The organism is Frederiksenia canicola (assembly GCF_011455495.1).
GTDB classification, from domain to species: Bacteria; Pseudomonadota; Gammaproteobacteria; order Enterobacterales; family Pasteurellaceae; genus Frederiksenia; species Frederiksenia canicola.
Window position 1 is genome coordinate 957,669 of record NZ_CP015029.1, and the last position, 15,777, is coordinate 973,445.

The window sequence follows — 15,777 nt, forward strand, 5'->3', positions numbered from 1 at the left end:
ATATTTAATATATGACCACCCAAACTGCCACCATCACCGAAACCAATCATTTTATTATTTTGGATAAATATACGCCGATTGAGCAGTCTAGTAATTATCAAACGGAAAGCGATTTGGAACGCGAATTTATCCAAGACTTAATCAATCAAGGTTATGAGTATCGCACGGATTTAAATAGCCAAGACAAGCTACTTGCCAATGTGCGGCAGCAGCTGCAAAGGCTAAATCATGTCATTTTTACCGATGGGGAATGGAAACGTTTTGTTGAAGAATATTTGGATAAACCATCAGAGAATTTACTGGATAAAACCCGCAAAATTCATCATAACCACATTTATGATTTTGTGTTTGACACAGGGCGTATTCAAAATATTTATCTATTAGATAAAAAAGACATTACCAATAATAAACTGCAAGTCATCAATCAATTTGAACAAACTGGCACGCACGCCAATCGCTATGATGTAACTATTTTGGTTAATGGTTTGCCTTTGGTGCAGGTTGAATTGAAAAAACGTGGGGTGGCAATTCGTGAGGCTTTTAACCAAATTCATCGTTATAGCAAGGAAAGCTTTAATAGCGAAAATTCCTTGTTTAAGTATTTACAAGTTTTTGTGATTTCAAATGGCGCAGACACTCGTTATTTTGCTAATACCACCAAGCGGGATAAAAACAGCTTTGATTTTACGATGAACTGGGCGAAATCCGACAACAGTTTGATTAAGGATTTAAAAGATTTTACCGCAACCTTTTTTCAAAAAAATACTTTGCTCAAAATCTTGATTGATTATTCGGTGTTTGATGTCAGCGATACGTTGCTTTTAATGCGTCCTTATCAGATTGCGGCTACCGAACGGATTTTATGGAAAATTAAAAGCACTTATCTAAATAAAAACTGGAGCAATGTAGAGAGCGGTGGCTATATTTGGCATACCACAGGTTCGGGCAAAACCTTAACCAGTTTTAAAGCGGCTCGTTTGGCGACCGAATTGCCTTTTATTGATAAGGTATTTTTTGTGGTGGACAGAAAAGATTTGGACTATCAAACGATGAAAGAATATCAGCGTTTTTCGCCAGATAGTGTCAATGGTTCAGAAAGCACTGCAGGCTTAAAGCGTAATTTGGACAAAGAAGATAACAAAATCATTGTTACCACCATTCAAAAACTCAACAATTTGATGAAATCAGAAGAGAATTTAGCGATTTATCAAAAACAGGTGGTATTTATTTTTGATGAATGCCATCGCTCTCAGTTTGGCGAAGCTCAAAAAAATCTCAAGAAAAAGTTTAAGAAGTTTTGCCAATTTGGTTTTACAGGAACGCCAATTTTTCCTGATGAAATAGTTGATGGCAAGCTGATTAGAAAAGGTAATGCTTTGGGTGCGGAGAATACGCAAAGTGTATTTGGGCGTGAGCTACATTCTTATGTGATTACCGATGCCATTCGTGATGAAAAAGTGCTGAAATTTAAGGTGGATTACAATGATGTACGTCCAACCTTTAAAGACATTGAACAAGAAAAAGATTTAGAAAAACTAACCGCACTTGAAGCCAAAAAAGCCTTTTTGCACCCTGAACGTATCCTAGAAATTACCCAATATATTTTGGATAATTTTAAATACAAAACCCACCGTATCAATGGGGGAAAGGGCTTTAATGCCATGTTTGCAGTCTCTAGTGTGGATGCGGCAAAGCTTTATTACCAAGCCTTTAAACGACTACAGCAAGCGGTAGAAAAACCATTAAAAGTTGCCACTATTTTCTCTTTTACCGCCAATGAAGAGCAAAATGCGGTAGGCGATATTGTGGATGAAAGTTTTGATACCGATGCCATGGACTTGACCGCTAAAGAGTTTTTGGCTCAAGCGATGGCAGATTATAACCAGCATTTTAAAAGTAACTTTGGCATTGAAAAATTCCAAGAATATTATCGTGATTTAGCCAAGCGAGTAAAAAATCAAGAAATTGATTTACTTATTGTGGTGGGAATGTTCTTAACGGGCTTTGATGCCCCAAGATTGAACACGCTATTTGTAGATAAAAACTTGCGTTATCATGGTTTGCTACAAGCCTATTCTCGCACCAACCGTATTTTTGATGCCACCAAAACCTTTGGCAATATCGTTACTTTCCGAGATCTAGAACAAGACACCATTGATGCCATTACTTTGTTCGGCAATAAAAACACCAAAAATGTGGTGCTAGAAAAAAGCTATCGAGAATATATGCAGGGCTATGAGGACAAACTAACTGGCGAATTTTGTCGAGGTTATTTGGCGGTGGTGAAGGAGTTGCAAGAGAAATTCCCTGAACCAGCAAATATTGAAACCGAAAAAGACAAAAAAGCCTTTGTTAAACTTTTTGGCGAATATCTGCGTATTGATAATGTGCTACAAAATTATGATGAATATACTGAGTTGAAAAAACAGGCGGAAAAGATCGCTCAAAATCAACTGCAAGAGCAAGCAGGGGAGTATAACGCCAAACCTATTTTGACTGAGCATAAAGTTCAGGATTATCGTTCAACCTATAATGATATTCGTGAATGGCTACGCCGAGAAAAAGCAGGAAATAAGCCTGAAAAACTGACGATTGATTGGGACGATGTGGTCTTTGAAGTAGATCTTTTAAAGTCTCAAGAGATTAATTTAGACTATATTTTAGAATTGATTTTTGAACAAAATAAAAAATCTGGTAATAAAGAAGATTTGATCGCAGATATACGCCGCACTATTCGGGCAAGCCTTGGTAACCGTGCCAAAGAAGGTCTAATTGTAGAATTTATTGAGCAAACGGATCTCAATCAATTTAAGCATAAAGCGGATATTATTGAAGCCTTTTTCCAATATGCACAAATGGAACTACAAAAAGAGGCAAAAACCTTAATTGATGAAGAGCAACTTAATGTAGATGCGGCAAAACGCTATATCAGTAATTCCTTGAAACGAGAATATACCAGCGAAAATGGCACTGAGTTAAACGATATTTTGCCTAAAATGAGTCCAATTAATCCAAAATATTTAACGCTAAAACAAAGAGTTTTCCAAAAAGTGGCGGCTTTTGTAGAGAAGTTTAAGGGGATCGGGCGTAATTTATAATTCTTTTAACAAGCGGTTAAATTTCTATGGAAATTTGCAAAATTTTCTGAAAAACTAACCGCTTGTAAACACAACATAACATTATAAAACTTGGAGAGATTATGCCTAAACTACGTTCAGCGACCAGTACACAAGGTCGTAATATGGCAGGCGCACGTGCTTTATGGCGTGCAACAGGAATGAAAGAAAATGATTTCGGTAAGCCGATTATTGCGGTGGTGAATTCATTTACGCAATTTGTCCCGGGGCACGTTCACTTAAAAGATATGGGGCAATTAGTTGCGGCTGAAATTGAGAAAGCAGGCGGTGTCGCGAAAGAATTTAATACTATTGCCGTTGATGATGGGATCGCCATGGGGCATGGAGGTATGCTTTATTCTTTGCCAAGCCGAGATTTGATTGCAGATAGTGTGGAATATATGGTCAATGCACATTGTGCCGATGCGATGGTGTGTATTTCCAACTGCGACAAAATCACCCCAGGAATGCTAATGGCAGCAATGCGTTTGAACATTCCAACGGTGTTTGTCTCTGGTGGTCCAATGGAAGCAGGCAAAACCAAGTTATCCGATCAAATCATCAAATTAGACTTGGTTGATGCGATGATCCAAGGGGCAAACCCGAATGTGTCGGACGAAGTAAGCGAACAGATCGAGCGTTCCGCTTGCCCAACTTGTGGTTCTTGCTCTGGCATGTTTACTGCTAATTCGATGAACTGTTTAACGGAAGCACTTGGCTTGAGCTTACCAGGCAACGGTTCTTGTTTAGCCACCCACGCTGACCGCAAGCAGCTTTTCTTAGATGCCGGCAAACAGATTGTTGAACTGTGCAAACGTTATTATGAGCAAGATGATGTTTCCGTATTACCACGCTCAATCGCCACTAAAGACGCTTTCGACAATGCCATGAGCCTGGATATTGCCATGGGCGGCTCAACCAACACCGTTCTGCATTTATTAGCAGCCGCACAAGAAGCAGAAGTGGATTTCACTATGGCGGATATTGATCGCCTTTCTCGTGTGGTGCCTTGCCTGAGCAAAGTGGCACCAAATACGCAAAAATATCACATGGAAGATGTGCATCGTGCTGGCGGTATTATGGCGATTTTGGGCGAGTTAGACCGTGCAGGCTTGTTGAACAACCAAACTCGCACCATTTTAGGTATGAGCATTGGTGAACAGATTGCTAAATACGACATCAAACTCACGCAAGATGAAGCAGTACACAAATTCTTCCGAGCTGGTCCAGCAGGTATTCGCACCACGCAAGCCTTCTCGCAAGACTGCCGTTGGGATACTGTTGATGATGATCGTGAAAATGGCTGTATTCGTAGCAAAGCATTTGCTTATAGCCAAGATGGTGGCTTAGCCATGTTATCGGGCAATATCGCTTTAGATGGCTGTATCGTAAAAACTGCAGGCGTTGATGAAAGCATCTTAAAATTTAGCGGTAAAGCCATTGTGTTTGAAAGCCAAGAAGATGCAGTTGCAGGTATTTTAGGTGGCAAAGTGCAAGCTGGGCATGTTGTCGTTATTCGCTACGAAGGTCCAAAAGGCGGACCGGGCATGCAAGAAATGCTTTATCCAACTAGCTATCTGAAATCTATGGGTTTAGGCAAAGCCTGTGCCTTATTAACAGACGGACGTTTTTCTGGCGGTACATCGGGCTTATCCATCGGACATTGCTCACCAGAAGCGGCTGCTGGCGGTTTAATTGGCGTAGTCAAAGATGGCGATATCATTGAGATCGATATTCCAAACCGTAAAATTGAGTTAGTCGTGCCTGAAGCCGAATTAGCTCAACGTCGAGCAGAGCAAGATAAACTAGGTTGGAAACCCGCAAATCGCCAGCGTGAAGTTTCCTTTGCCCTCAAAGTTTACGGGCATTTTGCGACGTCTGCCGATAAAGGTGCCGTTCGCGATAAGAGCAAAATCTAATCTGACAAGCGGTCATTTCCGTACAATTTTTTGCAATTGCAAATTATTAAGCGGATCTAACCGCTTGCACCTAAACGCTTGCTTCAGTAGAATGCGGGCGTTTTTTATTACTTAGGAGTAAACCATGTTTGGAAAAGGCGGATTGGGCGGCTTAATGAAGCAAGCTCAACAAATGCAAGAACGTATGCAAAAAATGCAAGAAGAGATCGCACAGCTTGAAGTGACGGGGGAATCAGGAGCTGGTTTGGTGAAAATCACGATTAACGGCGCACATAATTGCCGTCGTATTGAAATCGATCCATCATTGATGGAAGACGACAAAGAAATGTTGGAAGATTTAATCGCTGCCGCTTTTAACGATGCAGTGCGTCGTGCTGAAGAGTTACAAAAAGAAAAAATGGCAAGCGTTACTGCAGGTATTCAGTTGCCACCAGGTATGAAAATGCCATTCTAATTTTTCACAAAAGGGCGAAAGCCCTTTTTTGTTGTCTCATAAAATCCAACTATCAGAAAACAAAAAAGCCTTGGAAAATCCAAGGCTTAAAATTTGGTGGAGATAAACGGGATCGAACCGATGACCTCTTGCATGCCATGCAAGCGCTCTCCCAACTGAGCTATATCCCCAAAAACGAGCGAAATAATAGGTGTTTGCGGCTTATCTGTCAATCACAAAAACAGTTTCGCCCTTTGATTGCTCAAAAACTGACTAGCTATTCGCTTGAATATACGCAATCGCTTTCGCTAGGCGGGCGAGAGTACGTTCTTTGCCGACCAATTTAGCGGTGATGTCCATTGATGGCGATTGTCCTGAGCCGGTGACCGCCAAGCGGAATGGCATTCCAACTTTGCCCATACCGATTTCTAATTCTTCAGCGGTTTGATTCATCGCTTCGTGAATTTTTTCCACCGTCCACTCATTACAAGCGGTTAGTTTCTCGGAAAGTTTTGCAAGAGGGGCAACAGCTTCAGCCTTAAAGTTTTTCGCTGCGGCTTTTTCATCATAGCTGTCAAATTCTTCAAAGAAGTAACGGCTTGATGCTGCCATTTCTTTCAACGTCTTGCAACGTTCACCAAGCACGCCAACTATCTCGGCAAGGGCTGGACCATGGTTGGTATCAATGCCTTGATTTTGCATATGCCACGCCAAATAGCCTGCCACATAATTTGGATCAAGGCTGCGGATATAGTGTTGGTTCAACCATTGTAATTTCTCAGTATTGAACGCACTGGCGGATTTACTCACCGCTTCTAAATTGAACAGTTCAATCATCTCTTCACGGCTGAAAATTTCTTGGTCACCATGCCCCCAACCTAAACGCACTAAGTAGTTGATCAAAGCTTCTGGTAAGTAGCCATCATCACGATATTGCATCACGCCGACGGCGCCATGACGTTTGGATAATTTTTGTCCATCATCGCCGTTAATCATTGATACGTGGGCATAAACAGGGATTGGAGCACCTAACGCTTTCAAAATATTGATTTGACGAGGTGTGTTGTTGATGTGATCTTCACCACGCACCACGTGGGTGATCCCCATATCCCAGTCATCGACGACAACGCAGAAGTTGTAGGTTGGTGAGCCATCGGTGCGGCGAATGATCAAATCATCTAATTCGCTGTTGCTGATTTCAATTCGACCACGAACGGCATCGTCAAATACGACAGAACCTTCAGTTGGATTTTTGAAACGAACAACGTGTGGAGCATTAGGATCCAAGGGTGGATTGTGTAAACAGTGGCGATCGTATCGTGGTTTCTCTTTACGAGCTTCCTGCTCTGCACGCAATGCATCTAAACGCTCTTTTGAACAGTAGCAACGATATGCCAGACCTTGTTCAAGCATTTGATCGATCACCTGATTATAGCGGTCAAAGCGTTTAGTTTGATAATAAGGACCGTGATCCCATTCTAAATTCAACCATTCCATTCCTTCCAAAATTGCTGCGGTTGCTTCTGGCGTTGAACGTTCTAAATCGGTATCTTCAATACGCAGCACAAATTCGCCTTGATTATGTTTAGCATATAACCATGAATAAAGTGCCGTTCTCGCACCACCAACGTGTAAATAGCCTGTTGGACTTGGGGCAAAACGAGTACGAACTTTCACATTCGGAGCTAAGGGGAAAAGGGTTTCAATTTTCATTTTTTATCCTAATTTAAAATTTTTAGCAAAAAACTTTACTATTTTACTCTTATGATCAACGATTAATAGTGAAAATTTGCCGTTTTGGGCGAAAAATTCAGCGAATACACAAATTTTTGCAAAAATCGTTTGACGATAATTTTAAGATCCCTATAATGCCACCCCGCAACGTTGCGTTGCAAAACAGTTTGAAAAGGGCGATTAGCTCAGTTGGGAGAGCACCTCCCTTACAAGGAGGGGGTCACTGGTTCGAGACCGGTATCGCCCACCACTTTTTAATAATAAAAAGTACCAACCTTTCAAACTTCCCAGATGTAAGTCTCAAGTGGGCGATTAGCTCAGTTGGGAGAGCACCTCCCTTACAAGGAGGGGGTCACTGGTTCGAGACCGGTATCGCCCACCACTTAGACTTAGCATCATAAGCTTCATATCAATGAAGGGCGATTAGCTCAGTTGGGAGAGCACCTCCCTTACAAGGAGGGGGTCACTGGTTCGAGACCGGTATCGCCCACCACTTCTTCTTAAGCGTTTTCTTAATTTTCAAAGCATACTCAACTTGCAAAATGTTTAGTGGAACTAACCGCTTGTAATCCGATTTTTGTGATCTCTGTCGAAAAACGCACATCTTCAACTTTGCAAATCTGATAAAAATCACTAGCCTATAGCCTCAGACATCAGTAGAATTTGCACTCTTTTATCAATGCAAAATTCACCTTTTGCCACAAGACGTGTAACAACGAGGCTTTTCAATGTCTGAACAAATTCAAGCGACTAATAGCGGTTGCTCAACTCAATCCAAACAAGAAAAAATCAACCTATTAAATTTGAACCGTCAAGAAATGCGGGAGCTTTTTGCCGAAATGGGCGAAAAACCGTTCCGTGCCGATCAGTTGATGAAATGGATTTACCACTTTGGTGAAGACAATTTTGACAATATGACCAACATCAACAAAGTGTTACGGGAGAAACTGAAAAATATCGCCGAAATCAAGGCGCCTGAAGTGGCAGTGGAACAGCGTTCTGCCGATGGCACAATCAAATGGGCGATGCAAGTGGGGGATCAGCAGATCGAAACCGTTTATATTCCTGAAGATGATCGGGCAACGTTGTGCGTATCTTCGCAAGTGGGCTGTGCCTTAGCCTGTACTTTCTGCTCCACCGCACAACAAGGCTTTAACCGCAACCTGAGTGTGTCGGAAATTATCGGGCAAGTGTGGCGAGCATCGAAAATTATCGGTAACTTTGGTGTAACTGGCGTGCGACCAATCACCAATGTGGTGATGATGGGAATGGGGGAGCCGTTGTTGAATATGAATAATGTGATTCCTGCAATGGAAATTATGTTAGACGACTTTGCCTACGGCTTATCCAAACGCCGTGTAACTCTTTCAACTTCAGGTGTGGTGCCTGCATTGGATAAAATGCGGGAGCAAATTGACGTGGCGTTGGCGATTTCGCTGCATGCTCCGAACGATGCATTGCGTGATGAAATCGTGCCAATCAACAAAAAATACAACATCAAAATGTTGATTGACTCGGTGAACAAATATTTAGAAGTGTCGAATGCTAACCACGGCAAAGTGACGATTGAATATGTGATGCTCAACCAAGTGAATGACAGTGTAGAACATGCACATCAGTTGGCGGATGTGTTGAAAAACACCCCGAGCAAAATCAATTTGATTCCGTGGAACCCGTTCCCAGAAGCCCCATATGCGAAAAGCTCAAATACGCGTATCGACCGTTTCCAAAAAACGCTGATGGAATATGGCTTTACCGTCACCGTTCGTAAAACTCGTGGCGATGATATTGACGCCGCCTGTGGACAGCTTGCTGGCGACGTCATCGACCGTACCAAACGCACGATGGAAAAACGTAAGTTTGGTGAAAATATTGCAATCGCTCAATAGGTCGGGTGGGGCTTCGCCCGCCATTACGATTTGCAAATTTTTCATCAAAACTAACCGCTTGTAATGCTAATTGGTGGGTTAAGACTTAGCTTACACCGTAAAAACAATGAGGGACATGTAGGTTTTCCCCTAACAAAATGTACTGTGATGAGAGAAACGATGAAATTTGCAAAACTTTTTCAAAATCTGACCGCTTGTTTGCTAGCTCTCTGGCTCTCAGGTTGTGCTACGCAAAGCCCGCCAGAGCAAGCTGGGTTTAACCGCAGTGAAGCGGTTAAAGCTCGTATCAATCTTGCCTTGGCTTATCTGGAACAGAATGACTTTCCAAAAGCCAAGCAAAATATCGACAAAGCTCTTGAGCACGGCCCAAAAGATTATCTGCCGCATTCTGTCCTTGCCTACTATTTTCAGCAAATTGGCGAGCCAAGCAATGCCGAAAAAGCCTACCAACAAGCCTTAACGTTGAGTGAAAATCGCCCTGATGTGATGAATAATTACGGCACATTTTTGTGTAAGCAGGGCAAATTTGATGCGGCTTACCAACAATTTGACCAAGCGTTGCAAAGCAAGCAGCCTTATTATTATCAAGCTGACACTTTAGAAAATATCGTGCTGTGTGCTGATAAACAACCGAATCTAAACAGAAAAAATAATGCCTTAGCCCAGTTAGAAAAGTGGGACAGCGAACGAGCAAGAAAGCTAAAGTAAACGGGGAGTGCGTTTTAGATCAACTAGCGTTTCTAACAATGTCTTGAATTTGTTTTAGCCCATTCAAACGAGTGCTCGTCAAATGACGGGTAATGTGTAGCTCATCAAAAAGCGGTTGAATTTCAAACTGTGCTAACTCGGCGGTGGTTTTTTCAAGCAAGGCGATACGGACGATCATCAATAGCCCTTGCATTAAACGGGCATCGCTATAGGCTTTGATTTCTCTCGGTTCGGTTTGAAACGCAAACCACAAGCGGCTTTCGCAGCCGTGAATTTCGGGGAGAGCTTCCAACTCTTGTGCCGAAAGTTTTGGCAGTTGGCGGCTGAGCTGAATTAACAAGCGGTATCTTTCTTCCCAAGATTTGCAATTTGCAAACTGGGTATATATGTCATTTAATGTCATCATTATTCAAATTGTAAAAAAGTGGGCAGATCTTACCGCTATTTCGTGCCACTTTCTACCCTTGCCGATTTTTGTTAAAATTCAGCGTTTTTCTATTTTATAAGGAACGAAAATGTCAGTTATTCCAATGGTTGTGGAACAGAGTTCCAAAGGCGAACGTGCCTATGATATTTACTCCCGCTTACTCAAAGAGCGGATTATTTTTTTAAACGGTGGCGTGGAAGATGAAATGGCGAAGTTGATTGTCGCCCAGTTGCTATTTTTAGAGGCGGAAGATCCTGAAAAAGATATTCACCTTTACATCAACTCCCCTGGTGGTTCGGTGACGGCGGGGATGGCGATTTTCGATACGATGAATTTCATCAAACCAGATGTTAGCACTGTGTGTATCGGGCAAGCTTGTTCAATGGGAGCATTTTTGCTTTCCGCAGGGACAAAAGGCAAACGCTTTGCCTTACCGCATGCCCGAGTGATGATTCATCAGCCGCTCGGCGGCTTCCGTGGGCAAGCGTCGGATATTCAAATTCACGCCCAAGAAATTTTGAAAATCAAACAGACTTTAAACGAACGTATGGCGGAATTTACGGGCCAGCCGCTAGAAAAAATTGAAAAAGACACTGACCGTGATAATTTTATGTCAGCCGATGAAGCCCAAGATTATGGCTTAATTGATGCGGTGGTGAGCAAAAGAGATCAGAAATAATGAATAAATTTGAACAAGAGCCACACTGCAGTTTTTGTGGTAAACGTCGCTCAGAAGTTGATGCGTTAATCGAAGGCACTGAAGGGCATATCTGCAATGACTGTATCGAAGAATCCTATGCATTGCTCAAAGGCGAAGCCGAGCCGTTAATTGATGAGGCATTTGAGCAGAGCGAAAGCGAGCCAGAAAAAGTGCCCACCCCACACGAAATTCATGCTCATTTAGATGATTATGTGATCGGACAAGAACACGCCAAAAAAGTGCTGTCAGTGGCGGTCTATAACCACTACAAACGCTTACGTAATGCCTTGTCAGATAATGAAGAAAGCGAGGGCGTTGAGCTTGGCAAAAGTAATATTTTGTTGATTGGTCCAACAGGAAGCGGAAAAACCTTGTTAGCGGAAAGTTTAGCTCGCCGTTTGAATGTGCCGTTTGCCGTTGCAGATGCCACAACGCTGACTCAAGCGGGCTATGTGGGAGAAGACGTAGAAAACGTGATCCAAAAATTATTGATGAAATGCGATTTTGATGCAGAACAAGCCGAGCGTGGCATTATTTTCATTGATGAGATCGACAAAATCACCCGTAAATCAGAAAACCCATCGCTCACCCGAGATGTATCGGGCGAAGGTGTGCAACAAGCCTTGTTAAAATTGGTGGAAGGCACGGTCGCAAACATTAATCCACAAGGTGGACGTAAACACCCTAAACAAGAAACCATTCAGGTAGATACGTCTAAAATTCTATTTATTTGTGGCGGAGCTTTTGCGGGGCTGGATAAAATTGTCGAAGCCCGAACCAATAAACAAGGTGGTATTGGCTTTGGTGCAGAGCTGAAAAAAGATAAAGATCGTCAAGCCTTAACCGAATTATTCAAGCAAGTGGAACCAGAAGATCTGGTCAAATTCGGCTTGATCCCAGAGTTGATCGGACGTTTGCCCGTGATTACGCCATTGTCTGAATTAGACGAGGCGGCGTTGATCCAAATTTTGACCGAGCCGAAAAATGCGATCATCAAACAGTATCAAGCCCTATTCAAAATGGAAGGCGTGGAGCTGAAATTCACCAAAGATGCACTCACTGCCATCGCCCAAAAAGCGATTGCCCGCAAAACAGGGGCACGTGGTTTGCGTTCAATTGTGGAAAATCTGTTGCTTGATACGATGTATGACTTACCTTCGCTCAATGCGAAAAAAGTCACCGTCGGCAAAGGCTCTGTTGAGAAAGGCGAAAAACCGAAGGTGGAGTAAAATTTATTGATGGGCAATAATTTATTGCCCTTTTTTACTATTATGAAGTTAACAAGACGAGAAAAAGAAAAGGATTTCCGTCGTTGAACTTAGATAAGTACTGAACAAAAATCAGAAAAGAAAAAGCTATTAACTTTCTTACAGTTCGGTGGTGGGTGTTTTGGTTGGTTTCCTTTTGGAAAGGATGAAAAATATAAAGAAGAAAGCATAGAAGTGAACCAAAGACTTTATCCGAAGCTGACTTAGGCAACAAAGTTTTATTCAGAAAATCTATTCATCGATGAGATATTATACAAATTGAGAATTACCAAAAAGTAAAATAACAATGAAAATCTGGCAATCCATTAACCCTTTTACCTTTCTACTTGCACCATTTTCGCTGCTATTTTGGCTGATTAGTCAACTCCGCCGAGCGTTGTATCGCAAAAATTGCTTGAAATCTTACCGCTCGCCTGTGCCGGTTTTGGTGGTGGGGAATATTTCGGTGGGCGGTAATGGCAAAACGCCAGTAGTGGTGTGGCTGGTGGAGCAGATGCAACAGAGAGGCATTAAAGTGGGGGTGATTTCCCGTGGTTATGGTGGGAAAAATAAGCTGTTTCCGCAGCTTGTCACGGCACAAAGCGATCCCGAACAAATGGGCGATGAGCCTGTGCTAATTGCTCAACGCACCCAAGCTCCTGTGGCAATTTCACCGAACCGTCAGCAAAGTATTGCACTGCTGTTGAGCCAGTTTGAACTAGATTTGATTATCACCGATGATGGTTTGCAACATTACGCTTTACAACGAGATATAGAATGGGTGGTGATTGATGGCGAACGCCGTTTCGGCAACGGATTTTTGTTACCTGCGGGCAGTTTACGCGAGCTACCGAGTCGTTTGAAATCGGTACAAGCGGTCATTTGCAACGGAAATGTTGCAAATCAAGGCGAGCATTTGATGACTCTTGAGCCGACGGAGGCGATCAACTTAGCTACGGGCGAACGTAAGCCATTGCGTGATTTTACCAAGCAGTCAGCCGTGGCTTTGGCGGGCATTGGTTATCCACCCCGTTTTTTTAAGATGTTGCAACACTATGGCATCAATCTGACCGCTTGCCACAGTTTTGCCGACCACCAAGCCTATTCTGCGGCGATAATTTCGCCATTATCTGCGGGAGAACCATTGCTGATGACCGAAAAAGATGCGGTAAAATGCCACGCCTTTGCCGAACCAAACTGGTGGTATGTGCCTGTTTCTGCAAAATTTTCAGCGGAAGCGACCGCTTGTTTGCTTCAACCTATTTTAGATTTAGTGAGAACCTACAATGAACGAAAAACTACTTAACATCATCGCTTGCCCTGTTTCCCATCAAAAACTGGAATGGGACAAAGAAAACAATCGCTTAATCAGTCGTCAAGCCCAATTAGCCTATCCGATTGAAAACGGTATTCCTGTGTTGTTGCCAGAAAGGGCGGAAAAGTTGTAACTATTTGAATGATGAAAAAACAGGCGGAAATGTCCGCCTGTTTGCATTATGAATCAATGCCCACTCAACACTTTCGCAGGTTCGAGTTTTGAGGCCCGAATTGCAGGGTAGAGGCTGGCGATAAGACTTAGAATGATGGTGGCCAGTAACACCCAAATGATGTCGAGCCAATGGATTTCACTCGGTAGAAAATCGATAAAATACACGCCATCAGAAAGCAATTTTACGTCGAAGAAATCTTCCAGAGCTTTGATAATTGCCGTGAGATTTAACGCCAGAACAACGCCTAGCACAATCCCAAACAATGCCCCTTTTAGTCCTGAAATTAATCCATACCACAAGAAAATTTGCTGAATAAAACGGTTGTTTGCTCCCAGTGTGCGTTGGATCGCAATATCGCCTTGCTTGTCTTTGACGGCCATGACGAGCGTTGAAATAATGTTGAAGCACGCTACGCCAATCACTAATACCATCGCAATATACATCACGGTGCGGATCAGCTGAATGTCGTGATACATATAGCCAAATTTATCGATCCACGTTTTGAAATGTATCTGTTGGGGGTAATTCGCCAATTCTGGAAACCGCATATCTCTCGCATTGAAGGGATCTTTTACTTTCATTTCAACGCCTGAAATCTGGCGAGATTCTAGCTCCAACAGTTCTTGTGCTTTTTCAAGCGAAATAATGGCATAACTGTGATCAAGCTGACCGTCTAGACGTAAAATACCTGTCACATTTAAGCTGAAGCGTAAAGGTTGAGCGAGTTTGCCGTCATGGCTTGATTGTGGGAGCAGCAAAGTTACATCCTCACCAATGTCGATATTTAAATCTCGAGCAATCCCTGCTCCAATAATAAGACCACCTTGTTGCTTGAAACTTTGCCATTGCTCCTTAGCAATAAATTGATTTAAGGAGCTCGTTTTTTCATGTTTAAACGGTTCAATGCCTCGAATCTCGGCAATTTTGAGCTTAGAACCATTTTCAATCAGCCCAGTAAAGCTAATATAAGGGGAGACAGCAAGAACATTCGGGTTGGTTTGAACAAGTTGCTCGAGACGATTTCCCTGTTGAATAAACGCATTTTGATTTTTGTTATAAGAAAAAATCTCAGCTTGTGGCACAACGGATAGCACGCGCTGGTTAAGTTCTCGTTCGAAGCCATTCATTGCACTCAGTCCGATAATGAGCACCGCTACGCCCAACGCAATTCCAACGCTAGAGAAAAGCGAAATAAGCGATACCAAACGGTTTTTCTGCTTGCCTTTCTGGTAACGATAACTGATAAAAAAAGGCGTGTTCATTATTTATCCTCAAGCAAAACACCGTCTTGCATGACAAAACGACGGTTGAGTTTATCTGCTAACCCTAAATCATGGGTAACTAAGAGAAAGGCAATGCATTGCTCTTGATTAAGCTGTTTGATCAAATCAAAAATACTTTCTGTTGTTTTTTGGTCGAGATTCCCTGTTGGTTCGTCAGCAAGCACGAGTGATGGATTGTTCACCAAGGCTCTGGCAATGGCTACACGTTGGCGTTCGCCACCAGATAAAGCGGACGGTCGATGCGTAATTCGATGAGATAAACCAACCGCTTGTAGCATTTTTTCAGCCCGATCTTTGGCTTCTGAGCGACTTTGCTGACCAATTAACATTGGCATCATCACATTTTCCAGTGCAGAGAAATCAGCCATTAAATGATGAAATTGATAAACGAAGCCCAAGTGTTGATTGCGTAGCTTCGCAAGGGCATTACTGCTCAATCGTTGGAGTGATTGACCCTTGATAAACACTTCACCTAGACTTGGTTGATCTAATCCTCCTAATGTATGAAGTAGCGTGCTTTTCCCTGAGCCAGAGCTTCCAACAATGGCAACAAGTTCCCCGTTGTTCATTGAAAACGAAATATTTTTTAATACCTGCGTATTATTTGCACCTTCTTTGTAAAATTTGCTGATATTTTCACAGCGTAAAAGTTCGGTTGTGGTCATTTTATGTTCTCTAAAATAATAAACTCTGGTCCCGTTTGCGGGGGTAGAATTTGTTTGAGCAATCTTTTGTGTATTTTCCCGAAATTACCCGTTCGGATCAAATTACTTTCAGATTTTGTGAAGTATGTCACTTTTTTACAAGACAAAACAGCAAAATCCGATTACT

13 protein-coding genes and 4 tRNA genes are annotated in these 15,777 nt (G+C 42.4%); 12 read left to right on the top strand and 5 right to left on the bottom strand.

Annotation, left to right across the window (positions count from 1 at the left end; genetic code table 11):
* Positions 1–11: 11 nt before the first annotated feature.
* From A4G17_RS04675 to A4G17_RS04685, 3 genes are all read left to right on the top strand, one after another.
* Positions 12–3,098: a type I restriction endonuclease subunit R gene (locus tag A4G17_RS04675; protein ID WP_123957223.1), complete on the top strand. Its 3,087-nt coding sequence runs from the start codon at positions 12–14 to the stop codon at positions 3,096–3,098.
* Positions 3,099–3,199: 101 nt separating this feature from the next.
* A complete protein-coding gene (gene ilvD / locus A4G17_RS04680; protein ID WP_123957222.1) occupies positions 3,200–5,035 on the top strand; it encodes a dihydroxy-acid dehydratase in 1,836 nt (611 codons plus the stop codon).
* Positions 5,036–5,159: 124 nt separating this feature from the next.
* Positions 5,160–5,489 carry a YbaB/EbfC family nucleoid-associated protein gene (locus tag A4G17_RS04685; RefSeq protein ID WP_123957221.1) on the top strand — a complete coding sequence of 110 codons (330 nt, stop codon included), beginning with the start codon at positions 5,160–5,162 and terminating at the stop codon, positions 5,487–5,489.
* A gap of 94 nt (positions 5,490–5,583) precedes the next feature.
* Here the strand turns inward: A4G17_RS04685 and A4G17_RS04690 are convergent.
* Together A4G17_RS04690 and gltX are read right to left on the bottom strand one after the other, a co-directional pair.
* Positions 5,584–5,659 (bottom strand) — tRNA-Ala (locus tag A4G17_RS04690).
* An 82-nt stretch (positions 5,660–5,741) separates the two neighbouring features.
* Positions 5,742–7,181: a glutamate--tRNA ligase gene (gene gltX / locus A4G17_RS04695; RefSeq protein WP_123957220.1), complete on the bottom strand. Its 1,440-nt coding sequence runs from the start codon at positions 7,179–7,181 to the stop codon at positions 5,742–5,744.
* Positions 7,182–7,376: 195 nt separating this feature from the next.
* Between gltX and A4G17_RS04700 the strand changes: the two genes are divergently transcribed.
* The 5 genes from A4G17_RS04700 to pilW all read left to right on the top strand — a co-directional run bounded on the left by A4G17_RS04700 (position 7,377) and on the right by pilW (position 9,799).
* Positions 7,377–7,452: transfer RNA gene (locus A4G17_RS04700), tRNA-Val, on the top strand.
* Positions 7,453–7,508: 56 nt separating this feature from the next.
* Positions 7,509–7,584: transfer RNA gene (locus A4G17_RS04705), tRNA-Val, on the top strand.
* Between the two features lie 35 nt (positions 7,585–7,619).
* Positions 7,620–7,695: transfer RNA gene (locus A4G17_RS04710), tRNA-Val, on the top strand.
* 235 nt (positions 7,696–7,930) lie between these two features.
* Positions 7,931–9,091 carry a dual-specificity RNA methyltransferase RlmN gene (gene rlmN / locus A4G17_RS04715; RefSeq protein ID WP_123957219.1) on the top strand — a complete coding sequence of 387 codons (1,161 nt, stop codon included), beginning with the start codon at positions 7,931–7,933 and terminating at the stop codon, positions 9,089–9,091.
* Positions 9,092–9,250: 159 nt separating this feature from the next.
* Entirely contained in the window at positions 9,251–9,799 is a 549-nt protein-coding gene (gene pilW, locus A4G17_RS04720) for a type IV pilus biogenesis/stability protein PilW (RefSeq protein WP_123957218.1), read from the top strand.
* Between the two features lie 19 nt (positions 9,800–9,818).
* On the opposite strand, the gene A4G17_RS04725 is transcribed toward pilW, so the two are convergent.
* Positions 9,819–10,202 (bottom strand): SufE family protein, encoded by a 384-nt coding sequence (locus A4G17_RS04725; protein ID WP_123957274.1) that lies wholly within the window; start codon positions 10,200–10,202, stop codon positions 9,819–9,821.
* A 112-nt stretch (positions 10,203–10,314) separates the two neighbouring features.
* Here A4G17_RS04725 and clpP point away from each other — a divergent pair, with 112 nt between their 5' ends.
* The 4 genes from clpP (at position 10,315) to A4G17_RS04745 (ending at position 13,621) form a co-directional block, all read left to right on the top strand.
* Entirely contained in the window at positions 10,315–10,905 is a 591-nt protein-coding gene (gene clpP, locus A4G17_RS04730; RefSeq protein ID WP_123957217.1) for an ATP-dependent Clp endopeptidase proteolytic subunit ClpP, read from the top strand.
* Positions 10,905–12,155, top strand: coding sequence for an ATP-dependent protease ATP-binding subunit ClpX (gene clpX, locus A4G17_RS04735; protein WP_123957216.1), 1,251 nt, complete (start codon positions 10,905–10,907; stop codon positions 12,153–12,155). Before clpP ends, clpX begins: the two co-directional genes overlap by 1 nt.
* A 325-nt stretch (positions 12,156–12,480) precedes the next feature.
* Entirely contained in the window at positions 12,481–13,479 is a 999-nt protein-coding gene (gene lpxK / locus A4G17_RS04740; RefSeq protein ID WP_123957215.1) for a tetraacyldisaccharide 4'-kinase, read from the top strand.
* A complete protein-coding gene (locus A4G17_RS04745) occupies positions 13,460–13,621 on the top strand; it encodes a Trm112 family protein (protein WP_123957214.1) in 162 nt (53 codons plus the stop codon). The genes lpxK and A4G17_RS04745 overlap by 20 nt, the downstream gene beginning before the upstream one ends.
* Positions 13,622–13,674: 53 nt before the next feature.
* On the opposite strand, the gene lolE is transcribed toward A4G17_RS04745, so the two are convergent.
* Together lolE and lolD are read right to left on the bottom strand one after the other, a co-directional pair.
* On the bottom strand, positions 13,675–14,925 hold the full coding sequence (gene lolE, locus A4G17_RS04750) for a lipoprotein-releasing ABC transporter permease subunit LolE (RefSeq protein WP_123957213.1): 1,251 nt from the start codon (positions 14,923–14,925) through the stop codon (positions 13,675–13,677).
* Positions 14,925–15,611 (bottom strand): lipoprotein-releasing ABC transporter ATP-binding protein LolD, encoded by a 687-nt coding sequence (gene lolD, locus A4G17_RS04755; protein ID WP_123957212.1) that lies wholly within the window; start codon positions 15,609–15,611, stop codon positions 14,925–14,927. Before lolD ends, lolE begins: the two co-directional genes overlap by 1 nt.
* Between the last annotated feature and the right edge of the window lie 166 nt (positions 15,612–15,777).

Excerpts from the sequence above, each read along its gene's own strand:
- A4G17_RS04745 (WP_123957214.1), top strand. The coding sequence starts at position 13,460 with ATGAACGAAAAACTACTTAACATCATCGCTTGCCCTGTTTCCCATCAA.
- A4G17_RS04675 (WP_123957223.1), top strand. The coding sequence starts at position 12 with ATGACCACCCAAACTGCCACCATCACCGAAACCAATCATTTTATTATT.
- rlmN (WP_123957219.1), top strand. The coding sequence starts at position 7,931 with ATGTCTGAACAAATTCAAGCGACTAATAGCGGTTGCTCAACTCAATCC.
- lolE (WP_123957213.1), bottom strand. The coding sequence starts at position 14,925 with ATGAACACGCCTTTTTTTATCAGTTATCGTTACCAGAAAGGCAAGCAG.
- lolD (WP_123957212.1), bottom strand. The coding sequence starts at position 15,611 with ATGACCACAACCGAACTTTTACGCTGTGAAAATATCAGCAAATTTTAC.
- clpX (WP_123957216.1), top strand. The coding sequence starts at position 10,905 with ATGAATAAATTTGAACAAGAGCCACACTGCAGTTTTTGTGGTAAACGT.
- A4G17_RS04725 (WP_123957274.1), bottom strand. The coding sequence starts at position 10,202 with ATGACATTAAATGACATATATACCCAGTTTGCAAATTGCAAATCTTGG.
- ilvD (WP_123957222.1), top strand. The coding sequence starts at position 3,200 with ATGCCTAAACTACGTTCAGCGACCAGTACACAAGGTCGTAATATGGCA.
- clpP (WP_123957217.1), top strand. The coding sequence starts at position 10,315 with ATGTCAGTTATTCCAATGGTTGTGGAACAGAGTTCCAAAGGCGAACGT.
- lpxK (WP_123957215.1), top strand. The coding sequence starts at position 12,481 with ATGAAAATCTGGCAATCCATTAACCCTTTTACCTTTCTACTTGCACCA.
- gltX (WP_123957220.1), bottom strand. The coding sequence starts at position 7,181 with ATGAAAATTGAAACCCTTTTCCCCTTAGCTCCGAATGTGAAAGTTCGT.
- pilW (WP_123957218.1), top strand. The coding sequence starts at position 9,251 with ATGAAATTTGCAAAACTTTTTCAAAATCTGACCGCTTGTTTGCTAGCT.
- A4G17_RS04685 (WP_123957221.1), top strand. The coding sequence starts at position 5,160 with ATGTTTGGAAAAGGCGGATTGGGCGGCTTAATGAAGCAAGCTCAACAA.